At 33.6% G+C, this 15755-nt stretch carries 8 protein-coding genes; all 8 read right to left on the minus strand.

What is annotated here, in order from left to right:
- Positions 1-132: 132 nt before the first annotated feature.
- On the minus strand, positions 133-1281 hold the full coding sequence (locus tag N1F78_RS02805; RefSeq protein ID WP_406684675.1) for an alpha-L-fucosidase: 1149 nt from the start codon (positions 1279-1281) through the stop codon (positions 133-135).
- A 41-nt stretch (positions 1282-1322) separates the two neighbouring features.
- A complete protein-coding gene (locus tag N1F78_RS02810) occupies positions 1323-2639 on the minus strand; it encodes an alpha-L-fucosidase (protein ID WP_406684676.1) in 1317 nt (438 codons plus the stop codon).
- A 56-nt stretch (positions 2640-2695) separates the two neighbouring features.
- A complete protein-coding gene (locus N1F78_RS02815) occupies positions 2696-4309 on the minus strand; it encodes a hypothetical protein (protein ID WP_406684677.1) in 1614 nt (537 codons plus the stop codon).
- Between the two features lie 202 nt (positions 4310-4511).
- Complete coding sequence (locus N1F78_RS02820; RefSeq protein ID WP_406684678.1) at positions 4512-6851, minus strand: GH92 family glycosyl hydrolase; 2340 nt, start codon at positions 6849-6851, stop codon at positions 4512-4514.
- A gap of 288 nt (positions 6852-7139) precedes the next feature.
- Positions 7140-8786 (minus strand): RagB/SusD family nutrient uptake outer membrane protein, encoded by a 1647-nt coding sequence (locus N1F78_RS02825; protein ID WP_406684679.1) that lies wholly within the window; start codon positions 8784-8786, stop codon positions 7140-7142.
- 17 nt (positions 8787-8803) lie between these two features.
- Positions 8804-11872: a SusC/RagA family TonB-linked outer membrane protein gene (locus N1F78_RS02830; protein WP_406684680.1), complete on the minus strand. Its 3069-nt coding sequence runs from the start codon at positions 11870-11872 to the stop codon at positions 8804-8806.
- Positions 11873-12316: 444 nt separating this feature from the next.
- On the minus strand, positions 12317-14536 hold the full coding sequence (locus N1F78_RS02835) for a family 78 glycoside hydrolase catalytic domain (RefSeq protein WP_406684681.1): 2220 nt from the start codon (positions 14534-14536) through the stop codon (positions 12317-12319).
- An 85-nt stretch (positions 14537-14621) separates the two neighbouring features.
- Positions 14622-15668 carry a GntR family transcriptional regulator gene (locus N1F78_RS02840; protein ID WP_406684682.1) on the minus strand — a complete coding sequence of 349 codons (1047 nt, stop codon included), beginning with the start codon at positions 15666-15668 and terminating at the stop codon, positions 14622-14624.
- Between the last annotated feature and the right edge of the window lie 87 nt (positions 15669-15755).

Genomic DNA, 15755 nt, shown 5'->3' on the forward strand with positions numbered 1-15755 from the left:
TGGTAATTTTAACTACAATTGCATTTGGCCATATTTTATTATTATAAAGCCTATGTGCTTTACTTACAGATATCTCCAATCTGTCTTTGTGTTGAATAAAAGTGGTTTTCGGGTCATTTTCTGGCCAATATTCTACAACTTTATCATTTTGCCCAATACAGATACTTCGGTATCTTTAGTCGCTTTAATATTCTTTAATAAAAAGTTTCTTCTAAAACCTTTAAACCAATGTTGCTGGTTGGTTATAAACACATAAGCTGTATTTTCGTTTTTTGCCTTTGTAAACCAAATATCGCCATCCTTTATTAATCCTGGAACGGTACGTACATTCTTAACACCTTCGTTATTTACAAACATCCATAGGGCTATTTCGCGCAATCGTTCTTCTTGTTCAATAGGTATTTCACCATCTGATTTTGGGCCAATATTCATTAAAAAATTACCGCCTTTGGCTCTAATTTCAATAAGCTTATTTATAAGTTCTTTACCACTTTTGTAAGTTTCATTGGTAGGCTTGTATGCCCATTGTGTTCCCATAGTCATGCAGGTTTCCCACGGTCCTGGAATAGCAGTGTTTGGAATTTTCTGTTCTGGAGTGCTTATTTCACCCCTAGTCACCATAATAGCGGGGTCTTTCTTATGTACAAACTGCACGATATCTGCTTTTTTAAACGAATCAAAAAACATAATATCAGGGCTATAATTATTAATTAACTCGGCAATTTGTTTTTTATCATAAGCCAATAATTCAGGGTTTTTGTCTACGCCACTCATTTCACCTTTTCTAGAAATAAGATGCCCTTGTTTATAAATAAAACTAAAGTCTTCAGGAGAAAAATAAAAACCAACTTTTATACCATATTTACGTAAAGATTCTACCAACATACCAGTGATATCTTTTCCATAAGGTGTATTCATGATATTGAAATCTGTAGTTTTGGTATCCCACATGCAAAATCCATTATGGTGTTTGGTTGTAAAAACCACATACTCCGCACCAGTAATTTTAAATAATCTTGCCCATTCATCCGGGTCAAATTTATCTGGGTAAAATGTCTTTGGAAGCTCTTTCATATAACGTTGCACATAATCTTCTGATGCTCCAACCATAGAATGACTAATTACTGTACCTAACTGCGAATCCATGCTCCAATGTATGAATATGCCAAAGCCCATATCCATAAATTCTTCAACAACAGCAGGCTTGTTTCTTAATTGTGCAAAGCTTGAAAAACTTATAGCTAATAAAAGTGTTAATGCTAATTTTAGATTTGAAATCATTACTTCTTACTTTTTAATAAAAGGATATATCAATTAAATGGTTAATCATTGTCATCTACAAACTCTACATTGGTTAATTTTACCACTATAGCATTATGCCATATCTTGTTGTTATAAACTCGTTGAGCTCTAGTTATAGAAATTTCAACGTTATGTTCTTGCTGTTTAAAACGAGATTCAGGTAAATTATTAGGTGAATACTCCACAACTAAATCATTCTGTCCTAAAATAGAAATTTCAGTTTCCTTTGTAGTTTTTAAATTATGAATATAAAAAAGCCTCCTTTTTCCCTTAAACCACTCTGGTTCATTTGTAATAAAAGCATAAGCAGTGTTTTTATCTTTTGCTTTAGTGAACCATATTTTCCCATCTTTAATTAAACCAGGAACAGTTCTTACATTTTTAACACTCTCATTATTTACAAACATCCAAAGGGCAATTTCACGCAAACGTTCTTCTTGTTCAATCGGTATTTCCCCGTTTGGCTTTGGCCCCACATTCATCAAAAAATTACCACCCTTTGCCCTAATTTCAATGAGTTTATTTATTAGTTCTTGCCCACTTTTATAATCTTCATTAGTTGGCTTGTATGCCCATTGTGTACCCATGGTCATGCAAGTTTCCCAAGGACCCGGTTGCGCTCCCCCTGGAATTTTTTGCTCGGGCGTACTCATCTCCCCACGGGTAACCACGACATCTGGAGCAATTTCGTGTACATATTCTACTAAAGGCTTGGTATGAAAAGCATCAAAAAACATCACATCTATTGGACCATAATTATCAATTAACTCCTTTACTTGAATTTTATCATATTCAAAAAGCTCTTTGTTAGCCGTAATTTGAGTCATTTCCCCTTTACGAGAAATAAGATGCCCTTGCTTATGAATAAAATTAAAATCTTCAGGTGAAAAATAAAACCCCACTTTTAATCCAAATTTACGTAAAGATTTCACCAACATTCCAGTAATATCTTTGCCATAAGGTGTGTTCATAATATTAAAATCAGTAGTCTTGGTATCCCACATGCAAAATCCATTGTGGTGTTTTGTTGTAAAAACAACATATTCTGCACCAGTTAACTTGAAAAGTCTTGCCCATTCATCAGGGTCAAATTTATTCGGAAAAAAGGTCTTCGGTAACTCATTTTTGTATCGTTGGACATAATCTTCAGAAGCACCAACCATGGAGTGACTAATAACACTTCCCAACTGAGAATCCATACTCCAGTGAATAAATATACCAAAACCCATATCCATAAATTTCTCGTTGAGTTCTGGTTTGTTTTTTAGCTGACCAAATACAGACATGCTCATTAAAACTAATAATACTACTATTGATTGTTTTTTGTAATTAATCATTGTTACATTTTTCTATTACCCATTTTAATCTCCTAGAAAACCCATTATTTATTCACCTATAAATCACCATCAATTAAAGGCCATGAATCAAAATCCCTATCTAGATTTTGACCATCTTCAGATACCATTACCCATTGATTTTTTTCGGCTTTTACATCGTACCTTAATACAGGACCGTTAGGAAATTTAAATTGACTTCTTAGTATCTCAAAATTAGAATTTTCTTTTAAAACCTCAGCAAAAACTAAAGTTGGATCAACCTCTTCAAATATTACCATTAATCCGAGGTTATCTGTAGAATAAACCACTATGACAACATCTTCACTTCCTAAATAACAAGACCAGTTTCCTTCTTTAATTACTGCTTGCATATCTCTAGGAATTGATACAGGTCCAGCAGTACAAGCAAAGTTTTTATATACTCCTGTATTGTTCCATTTCATAAAATCATTACCTGGCCCCGAGAGATGAAATACTTCTGAAAGGTGGTCTGTTTGATCATTGAGAAAAAGGCAAATAGGTCTTGTAACAATTTGCGACTTCCAGCCTCTGTTTACACCTCCAGAACTAATTAAAAAGTTTTTCCCTGCGCTACTAATTTCTGGGGAGGCTTTTGGGCCATGTCCCTGTAGAACAAAATATCCTTCCCTTTTGTTGAAAAGCATTTCAACAAACTGATCCGCTGGTCTATATGGCATACATGCTCCCATAAATGCATGTATTACCGCAACACCAACGTTACTATCATAATTCTGAATATCTGAATAGCTTAACCAAGATTTTATAAATGCAGAATGATAATCAGTGGTAAGTTCTTTTATACTTGCTTTTTCATATCTTCTACACATGGGTGGAAAATGTTTCAAATTGTAACTACTCAAAGCATAACTCCAGTTTATATAATCTAGCACGTCTCTAGCCATTTTGCTTACTTTTTCCGAAGCAAAAGCTTCAAGGTTAAGAAGCGCGGTAATTGTGTATCCTAGATACGGGATTGAATTGAACTCTAGTAAACCATTGGTTTTCATTTCTCCCATCAAAGAAACAAGCTTTTCTTCCATGCCATTTTGAACATTATCATAGTAGCCATTAGAATTTCCATGCAACCTAACCCATCTGTTTTTCAGATACCTGGATCCTTCGGTCATCAGCATATGATTTTCAGTTTCAATGACTAGCCCCAAAGTTTTGGGGGCAGTATAGCGGAATTTGTTTCCGTCTTCAGACAAGAGTATATCCAATAAATATTTTTTGGTCTCAGGATAAATAATGTTAGGTTGGTCTCCAAATTTCCAAAGAATAGTGGTAAGAATGGTTAATGAAAAATCATAATCTCCCTTGGGGTTCAATGGCCATGATGAACCACAATTCCCCCAGACAGTCATCTTTTGCAATATTTCATTAACTTCTTCAACATTCTGCCTTAACATCAACCTAGCTAAAAGAATCCTAGTAGTATTACCCTTTTTTAGCAGCATATCCTCAGTAATTGGCAGGTTTGCGATTACGTGGTATAAACTATCAGCAAAAGCGGATTTATTTTTCCAATCTAGAGTTCTTTGATGAGGTACCGAAATATTCCCAGGACTCATCTCAAAATCTCGATATTTTAAGCCGCCATAAACTTGTGATTTAAGCTGCTTGTTATTGAAAACTATAAGTAAGATCAATATTGTTATTGAAATTTTTAAAATGTATTTTAGAACTTTCTTAACCTTCATTTTTATAAAGTATTTAAGTTTCTATTTTCCTAGGAACAAAAAAAGACCAAAGTTCAAACCCATAAAACTGCGCTTGAACTTTAGCTTATCTTCAAGTTGATCATTTAAAGATAAATCAACTAATCTTAGGGATATTAAAATTTATAAAATATTATTTTGCTGTGAGGAGTTGATCGCTAATATTGTTTGAACTCATATTCAACTTTAGAACTCCTCCCTTAACTATTTCACTTAGCTTGATAGCATTTGTTTCTATAACCTCACCGTTAAGTGTTATTTTATTCACATATACATTTTCCAAACTATTATTTATAGTTTCAATTTCAAAAACACCCCCTGGGTAATAGTCTTTATTTAACTGGATTGATATCTTATCAAAGATAGGACTAGTTAATTGGTACTCAGGATTATCTTCTGTACCTCCGTTAATTTGAAACAAACCTAATTTCATCAATACTGCTAGACTACCCATTAAACCCTGATCTTCGTCTCCATTATATCCTGTTGATGGTGATAAACCACTAAACGTTTTTTTAATAACATTGCGTGTCCAATACTGTGCTAATTCTGGCCTACCTAATTCATTAAAAACTTGTGAGGTTTGTATTGATGGTTGATTACCGTAGTTAATTGGTATTCTTCTATACTCAGGATGCTCCTCTACATCATGAGATGTTCCGGCTGTAAAACCTAATTGACTTGCTGCTTCAAATTGATTATTTAATTTTTCAACAGCCTTTTCTGAACCTCCCATTAACTCCGCCAAGCCCTTTAAATTATGAGGCACAAACCATGTAGCTTGAGCTCCATTGGCTTCTATAAATCCATTTTTGTACTCATAAGGATCAAAATTCTCACTCCATTTACCATTGACATCTTTGGGTCGCATCCACCCTGAGTTTTTGTCATAAACATTCTTGAAATTTTCCGATCTTTTTATAAAATAATCATAGTCCTCTTGATGCCCTAATTTTTTGGCTAATTGAGCCAATGTCCAATCTTGATACGCATACTCCATAGTAAGGCTAGCACCATCTTGATGTCCAGCAAATTGACCTTCTGGAATAGGATAGGGTACATAGCCATTATTAATATAATAATTAAGACCTCCACCAAAATTAGTTCTATGTTCGTAGCCTGCCTTTTCCATAATACCACCTAACATATGGTTCTTTTTCAAGGCCTGATAAATATGTTCTAAATCCTCAGTGATTAAACCTTCCTGAATGGCACTTACAATAAAAGGTGTACTAGAAGCTCCTGTCATAACGTAAGTATAATTGCCTCCTGAGGGCCCTCTTGGTACTAATCCACCATCTTTTTGGTACTGCAAAAGCGAATAAACAAACTCTTTTTTTATTTCAGGATAAACAAGTCCCCAAAGAGTATTTATGGTCCATTGTGCTCCCCAAAAAGAATCGGAATTGTAGTGATTAAATTTTGGTTTATTATTTTCATCCAAAGGTAATTGCCCCACTTTAAAGGTATCCCCAGTATTATCAGGATAAGCACCATTTACATCACTTATAATTCTACGCCCCTGTAGCGAATGCCACAAATCTGTATAAAATCTTTTCTGTTCTTTTAGTGTTCCGCCTTCAACTTTAATTCTTCCCAATAAATTATTCCACTCATCTTTGGATTGAGATACTATAGTTTCAAAATTCCAATGAGGCAATTCTTCTTTAATATTATTCTTAGCATTTTCATTTGAGGTGTACGAAATCCCTATTTTCATAAGAACCCCCTCTTTAGGTGCTACAAGGTTCACCAAATAGTTTCCAGTATTTTCATCCAAATCTATGGATGCTATATCAGTGTTTAATTCGGCGTTAAAGAATACAGTAAAAGGTTTAGGTCTTCTAATAGTTGGCTTCATAGTAACCCTTCCTGAAATCTCATTATTACTGATTCTTTTTAGCGTGCCCTTAATGTTTTCACACGGCCCCAGTATTGTATTAAGGCTGAATAATATAGATGCTTGCGTTTCTTTAGGAAAGGTGTATTTGTGTAAACCAACACGTGTAGTACTTGTTAACTCAGTCTTAATTTGGTACCTATCTAGTTCAAGGTAATGATACCCCGGAGATACTTTTTCTGTTTGATGACTAAACTTTGAATAGAAATCACTAAATATTGATTCTCTGTTCTCTTCTGAAACCGTTACTGGCATTACTGATATACCAGACATTTGCCACGCATGTATATGACTAAACCCCTTAATGGTATCTGTTTTATATCGATACCCACTACCCCAAGCACCACTAACCTCTGTATCTGGACTTAGATTTACCATACCAAATGGCCTACTTGCAGATGAAAAGAAAAACCATCTTGAATGTTCTGTATCTAACAAAGGATAGACCATATCTGAAAAGGATAATTGTTCAGAAACAGTTTTATTTTCTTCCTTCACTTGTTCTTCACAAGAACATACTATTACAATAAAAAGATAAATTAATATTTGTGTAAATAATTTATTCTGTTTCATCAATTTTATATTTAAAAAACAAGTTTGAAGCTAGTATTTAACTTCTACGCTCATCCAAAAATTCATTTATACTATTAATTTCTATATCATGGCATATTACTAGCTATGTACTCTTTTGGAATACCCAAAATTTGAAGCTAAGCATTACTACCAGATAAATAATATTCAAATAGATGGGGTCTTAAGTTTAATTCATTAAAAAAGGCAGACAAAATCTTTTCATCTGCCTTTTTAACTAAACTCAACAATAACTAATTCAAAAAACTATTTATTTTTTTAAAGAAAATTCTAATAATTTGGATTTTGTGTCATAGTATCAGGTGAAAGTTCAAGTTCCCTAGTTGGAATGGGTCTTAACAAATGTGTTGAAGCATCAAATGCACCATGGTCTACAACATGTGGATTGTACATCTCTATACGCTCTTCTAATTTACCCATACGCTTTAACACCGCCCAACGGTTAGTTTCTCCTACCAACTCTAAAGCGCGTTCTTCCAAAATATCATCTAAGTCTATTGTGCCATAATGGTTTACAACCCCAGTTGCGCGTTCTCTTACTCTATTTATATGTGTTAATGCCGATGATGTATTACCTGCTCCTAAAAAGGCTTCAGCAGCTAATAAATGGGTTTCTGCTACTCTAAAAATAAACGTATCACGTGCCCCACCATTTTGATCAAAAAACACTTCATCATCAAACTTTTTCATTATTGGAAAGTTTGTAAAATATGGATTTGATGAATATGTGTAATTTACCCCAGCAATATCATCTGGCTTACCCCACAGGTATTCATCTGGTTGATATACCCAATATCTATCTAACTTATCGGTAAGTTCAGCTATATCAAGAGGTTCTTTAGGAAAATACACAACTGTATCTCCTGGGATAATCACATCGTCCTCCCAAGCAGAATCTTCATCTGCATAAATAACACGATGAATAGTTGCATCTTCTCTAGTGTCATTATCCTCGAATAATGAATAGAAATATGGTGTCATCATCCAGCCAGCTCCCGATGTACCATATAGGCTTGCACGACTAACACCAGGGAAATCAAACAGGTTATTCCTAAATAGTGAATGCTTGTTATTATTTCTATCTTCTGAGAAAGCATTGTTTTCCCAATGCGCCGCAAAAAGAATTTCATCGTTTACCTGATTATCATAATCAAACACTTCAGGAAAAGTCTGAGATCTGATATCGTAACCAGCTATAGCCTGAACAGCTAAATCTGCAGCGGTTTGGAAATCATTCGCTCCCGCAAAAGATTTGTAAGCTCTTGTAAGGTATACTTCAGACAAAAGATGTTGTGCTGCTCTTTTTGAAAAGCGTCCTACTTCAGGGCTTTCTTCAAGGTCTGCCATAGCTGCTTCTAACTCACTAATAATTAATGTAAAAGTAGCCTCTTCTGAAGAACGTGTATAATCATTACGTATGCTTAACGGTTCTTCAAGATCTAAAACCACACCACCGTATTGTACTACTAAATTAAAAAATGCCAAAGCTCTTAAAGCACGTGCTTGGGCAATACCATACGCTTTAGCTCCCAGATTAGAATCGCTCCAACTAACTTGGTTTTCATAACGATTAATTGCCGTATTAGCCTTTGCAACCACATTATAATTATCACTCCAAACACCATTAGTCTCAGGAGCTACAAAATTATTGTAATCATTCCCGCTACTTAAAGAAAATAATTCACCCTTGATTGTGAATAGGTCAGTTCCGGCAAACTTATAACCATGATTTCTGTATACACCTCTTGTAGCGGCATAAATACCAGCTATTAATTGATCTGCATTATCTTCAGTAATAAAGTTTTCACTGGTTACTGAAGAATACACATCCTCTTGTATAAAGTCATCACAGGCATTGAACAGCATTGAAAACACTAACAATGCTATAATTGGTTTTATGTTTTTATATATTTTCATCTTTAATATATTTAAAATTAATACGACAACTTAAGTCCGAATAATACAGTTTTCATCATATAACCTGCATTATATGTATTACTTAATCCAGTTTCTGGATCTGGTCCTGCAAAATCGGTAAACGTGAATGGGTTTTGAATATCTAAAGTCATTCTTAAGCTAGACATTTTTAACTTTTCTAAGGCTTCACCTGAAAAATTATATCCTAAACCAATATTTCCAATTTTAACAAAATCTACATCTACATAGTAATCATTTCCAGTTGAAGCATATTGAGCAGCTGGATATTTAGCATTTTGATTATTAGGTGTCCAATAATCTAAATCGACCTTATTAAACTTTGCTCTATCATTTTGCCATGGCGCAAAGTTGTTATAAAACTCCGAGTGACCGAAAACGCCCTGTCTTGTATGCATTTGCACTGTTAAGTCTAAGTTCTTATATGTAAAAGTATTGGTCATACCGCCAATCCAATCAGGAGAAATAGAACCAATTACTGTATTATCATCTTGATTCAACACACCATCGTTATTCAGATCAGCGTATTTCCATTGTCCTGGAAACGCGCCATAAGTATGCGCTTCGGCAGCTTCATCCAATTGCCAAATCCCATCAATTCTATAACTATAAATAGCATCTACAGGTTGCCCTATTTGACGTACTCCGTGGTTTCCGTAAGGTATTTTATCTAAATCACCTTGTAATTCAACAATCTCGTTTTTGTTTCTAGCATAATTTAGGCTAGTGGTCCATTTAAAATTCTCTGTTTGAATATTGGTTGTATTAAGAGTTATCTCAACCCCTTTATTTCTAACAGACCCATAATTACCAATTGCTGTTCCATAACCTGATACAGCTGATAAGGTTCTACCCAAAATGGCATCTACAGTTTTCTTATTATAAATTTCTAACCCTAGGCGTATTTTATCTTGAAGAAGTGCTAAATCTAAACCAACATTGAATTCCTTAGAACGCTCCCAAGTTAAATCATAATTAGCCAAGCCTCCTACTACTACTCCATTTAAATGATTACTACCAAAAACATAATCCGTTCCATTTAAAAACGCCAAAGATTGATATGGGCCAATTACATTATCGTTCCCAGATTCACCATAACTCAAACGTAGCTTAAGATTACTTAACCAATTTACATCTTGTAAAAAGTTTTCGTCACTGGCTTTCCACGCAAATGCTGCAGATGGGAAAAATGCCCATTCATGACCTACAGCTAATTTCGATGATCCGTCATATCTACCAGTAAATGTAAATAAGTATTTATCATCTATGCTATAATTTAATCTACCTGCAAAAGAAGCTAAGGTTTCTTTTTCATAACCAGTAGCATAGGTTCTAACATCTAAACCAGCAGCGGTATTGTAGTATCTATAAATATCGGTATCAAAATTTCTAGTTTCAATTCTACTACCTTCATCTTGTCTGTAGTATACTGAGGATATTAAAGTAGTCTTTAAATTGTGGCCTTCAGCAACATCAAAGTTTAAATTTATAATATTATCCCAAGTATAAGAGGTGTCAAAAAACGCATCGTAATATGCTCTTGTACGAGTCTCATCATTTCTTGCTGATTTTGTTAACAACCCAAATTGTTGCCCATGACGAGTAGTGCGAATATTAGGCGCAAATTGCGTTTTAAAACTTATCCAGTCATTAGGCTTATAATCTAAGAACACATTGCTTATTACGTCTAACGCCCTAGTATTGTTTAACCATGATTCTCCATGAGCTTCATACCAAGGGTTTAAAAAACGCCCATCTTGATCATCTGGAAATAATATAAGGTTTCCTTCAGTATCACGAGGGTTTACTGTCGGCGACAAACGCAATGTACTTCTATACAATTCGTTACTACCCGTTTCACGTTCAGACAATGATAAATAAGCTTTTAAACCAACTGTAAATTTATCTGACACTTTTTTGGTAACTGCCGTACTTAAATTATAACGCTCAAATACTTGACCTCCCATAACACCTTCGTTACGTAAATACCCAATAGATCCGTTATAGGTTAATCCATTATTACCTCCAGACATAGCTATATTATGACTAGTTTGAATACCAGTTTCAATATAATCATTCTGCCAATCAGTATAACGACGATTTGCCACATTATCAGCTTCTTCATTTGAAGATCTGAATTCTCCTGAAAAATCTATGACAGCATTATTATAATCATCAACTGTTGGGTAATATGGCGTATCAAAATCAAACATACCTTGCCACGCTCTACTTCTTAAAACGTCTTCAACAAAAGCCACAAACTCATCACCATTAAACATATCTGGTTTATTAGCTACTGAATTTATTCCCATAGTTGCCTCATAGGTAAATCTTGTCTTACCTTCAATACCATTTTTAGTAGTAATAATTACCACACCATTAGCACCACGAGACCCATAAATAGCGGTTGCAGACGCATCTTTTAAAATGTCTACTTGTTGAATATCAGAAGGGTTTAAAATATTGATATCATCAAAAAACACACCATCTACAACGAATAAAGGTTTTGATAAATCTCCATCGAAATTTAAACCATCTCTAGTTTCATCCCCATTTTGTATTACAGTATTTCCTCTAATATCAAAAGAAAGAGGTGCTCCAGGCTTGTTATTTGTAACTCTAACATCTACGCCCGCAACACGCCCTTGTAAGGCCTGACCAAGATCCGTCTTTTTCTGTTGGGTTATTTGTTGTGTACCTAAAGAAGCAACTGCTCCTGTTAAATCTGTTCGTTTCACAGAACCATAACCAATAACAACCACTTCATCTAGAACAGAAGCGTCCTCTGTTAGTTTAACATTTAAAGTAGATTGCCCACTAAATGTTACCTCCTTAGTTTGATAACCAACATAAGAGAACACTAATACATCTCCATTATTAGCGTTAATCTTGTAATTACCATCAAAGTCTGTTGCTACACCATTAGAAGTACCCTTAACGAGAATATTTACTCCTGGTATTGGAACATTATCCCCATCAGTTACTACACCTGACACTTCTGCCTGCGCCCAAGAAGTACTTGTGTAGCCTATTAATAAGGCAATCAATAAGAGTTTTAGTTTTTCCATTTTAATTAGTTTAGTTAATAATTAATTCTTACCATCATGTGGTATATCATTGCTAAACTAGATTACCTATGTTTTTTTTAAATGGATATTTCAATCAAAAACATGGATTGCTGGATTTTCTTGATTAAATCTAAACGGGATTATTAGGCTCCTACCCACGCAGTTTCTACAAACAACATGGAATTTCATAATAAAAAAGAACCTATTTTATTCTGTATTAAAAAACCAGGCATGAACAATTCATCCATAGGCCTGCATAAAATATCCATATAAATAGACTTAAGCCATAGATAATAAACGAAAAGAAAATAGACTTGAAATTTGCTTGGTTATGTTGATAAGCACACCTAGTAATATTCATAAAATACATGAAATTTAAACCAAATGAATGAGTTCACCAGTTTTGGTTTATTGAGTGTAACCTTATTAAATAATATTAAGTATTTACTTTATTATCTTTAAGACATTTTCTCCAGGGGCCAGCTTAACAATACCTCCTTTCTCACCATTAAAGCTCTTGTTATTTATAGTGAATGAAGAACCATTATTAGAGTCAAAACAAAATTCTGCTTTCATATTAGCGGGTATTTTTATTACATATGTTTTTATATCTCCGTCTAAGACATAATTTGCTTTTATTACTCCTCTTATAGTTGGTACTACGATTGAACTTGACTTTAAACTAGATATTTGTGGATTTATCATGGCTATTTCATACCCAGGAGTTTTAGGTTGAATACCCCACAAATATCTTGGAATAATATTAGCTGGAGTAGCTCCCCAGGCATGATTCCAATCTGCATTAGGTTTATATTTCATATCCCATGCCTCTAATGTGATTGTAGAACCAATCTTTATCATATTATACCAACTTCTGTCATGAGTAGCTGTCATTAAATCTAAGACATAGTCTACCTCTCCCGCATTATACAGGGCTTCCAATAAATATTGAGAGCCGTACACACTACATGCCATACCTCGGGTTTTCATAAAATTCACAACCGATTCTATATTATCTTTAGGTACTATATTAAAAGCCAATGCCATCATATTTGAATGAAGCGAAGCATGGTTTGTTCCTTCTCCGTCAATATAAACACCTGTGTCTTTATCAAACAACTTATCATTAATAGCTTGCCTTACTTTTAAAGCCAATTGTTTTAACTGTTTTGCTTCCTCATCCTTATTCAAAACTTCAGCAAACTCTGTTATAATTTCCAAATTTTTATAATACAAACAATTAATCACTGTATTAATTGGTTTAAAAACAAAACCATCACGTTCACCTTCTTCAGTAGCCAATTTCCAACCAGTATCTTTTTGTGCTGGTGGCCAATCAACAATATCCTTTAATTTAGCCTTGGGGTTCTTAAAACCTAACTTCTCCATAAACTCTGGCGTAGCGTTTTCTGAACTAATAAGTCCATCTTCTCTACGTAATTCCATTAAAGTTTTATGTTTTAATTCCGCATAGTATTTCTCAATAAGCTCTGTATTCCCCGTATACATATAGTCTGCATGAAACATTAGCGCTACATGTAATTGCCATTCTGTTGGCCATGTAGGATGTTCCATAAAATATTCTATGGTTTGACGCGCCATTGCATATTCTCTGTCGGTTGTATAATGACTTAACTGATTTAAATAGGCATCGGCTTCATAAGGAATACGTTCTCTATCACCATCAACATATACACCCGCAAATGTTGTTGCCTTAATAGAATATTTACACAAATCCCAAATTTGGTTTAATATGGTATCTGAACTTGTAAAATAGCTGGTATCATCTTCCCAATAACTGTGATAAAACAATTGCGTGAAATCCTGAGCTTTAAGCTCATTGTTTGCTCCTTCAATTTCAGCATACCTAAAAGGTAATAACACAGGAATTGAATCTGGTAATTTTATAGCTACTGGTTTGGTATTTCTTTTGTCAGGTTTAATATTTAAAATGTACTTTGTCTGCTTAGGACTTACTGGTACTTTAATTTTTTGATAACGAATAGTCCCCTTGGGTTTTCTATTTATTCTATTGCCTACAAGTTGTTCTCCAATATGCACAATTAAAGTATCAGAGACATCGGTTTTATATTTAAACTCCATATTAGCAAATGCTGCTTTTCCGAAGTCTACAAAGCAAGTGGTATCATTTGTCTTTTTAAAAACTATAGGAGCTATGGTCTCAACTTGAAAATTATTGGCACTTGTTATAATATCTTTTTCTTCTCCTAAATTAAATTTTTGTGCTTTGGAAAAGGAGGATTCTTTTCCTTCATTGTCCCATATTTTCACTTTCCAGTAATAGGTATTTCCAACTTTGAGCAATTGTCCTTTATATTCAATGTTTACAGATTGATCACTTAATACTTTACTCGAGTCCCATATATCTGCTTTATCATTTTCAATATTTTCATTTGAAGATGCTATCAATATTTGATATGCAGATTGAGAAATAGCCACACTTGGAACTTCCCAAGAAAATTCTGGATTATTATCAACAATTAAAACATTTTGAGGTTGCCTTATATATTCAATGCTTAAGTTTTTTGGACTTGAGGCATCCGATACTGATACTTGAGCTTGCCCAACCTGTTTGCAACTAACAATGGCCATGAAAAATATTAAAATTGCACTATAAAGAACTCCTAGAAATGGCTTTTTCATAAAAAATAGATTATTCACAAATAACAGATTTTAGAACTAAAATTGTATCCTGTACTGTACTGCTTTCAGTATTTATAAAACATAATTAAACAGATGCTCTATCAATAAAATTAAACGGTGCTTTTATTTTACTTTGTTGTTTATTTAGAATCATGTTTGCAGCAGTTTCTCCCATTACTTTAAAATCTGTTGATATCACGGTAATACCCAATAATTCTTTTAAAGGTGTATCGTTATAAGAAATAACACCAATATCTTCTCCCATAACATATTCATCTTCTCTTATTTGATTCACGAGATTCACCAAATCTGATTCTTCTATGGTTATAAATAAATCGCCTTTTTTTAGAATTATATCTTCATAAACCTCATTTAAAACCTCAAAATCAATTGCGTTTTCTACGCAAAACTTTGTAAAGCCTTTTAATATTCTTCTTGGATACGGATACTGAGCTTTTTCAGGGTACACCAATACTAATTTACTATACTTCCCAATTTTTGATAAACCAGATCTAAGTGCATTGTAAATATCATTTTCAAAGTCTTGAAATATTTCTGTTACCTCTTCACTAATTTCTGGTTTACTATTATCTAATATTATTAATTTTTTAGGTGGAATTCTGGAAATTGCTTTACTAATTTTCTCCGTGAAACTTATGTGATGTAAGTCTTCAGTTTTAAAATGTGGCATAATCACAAAATAGTCATAAGTTCCTTTATTTTTGTCTAACAAATTCAAGAATAAAGACTCATCACAATGATAAACATGAAAATCTGTATGAGAATTTGCCCCTATGGTATTTACAAAGGAGTTGTAAATTCGCATTTTATAAGAACTCAACTTATTAACCAAAAACAGAATATTTACTTTAGAAATTAGTTTGGTTCTATTTATATAATATCCCTTACCTCTTATTGGCGTAATTATATTGCGCTCTTTTAATATTCTATAGGCTTTTTCAACGGTATCTCTTGACAAATAAAACTCTTCGCTTAAACTATTAATAGAAGGCAGTTTTTGGTCTATATTAAAATTACTGATAGATATATTATGTATTACAGAATCAACTATTTGCTGATACTTCGGAACTCTAGAATGTTCCTCAATTTTAATACATTTTAATACATCCATTACAACTTAGAAAAAGATTTTTTTAAGATTAAGCAAATTAATTAAAGCTTATGAACCTACCAAGCATAACATAATTAATAATAGACA

Source organism: Seonamhaeicola sp. MEBiC01930, from assembly GCF_045277075.1.
GTDB lineage: Bacteria > Bacteroidota > Bacteroidia > Flavobacteriales > Flavobacteriaceae > Seonamhaeicola.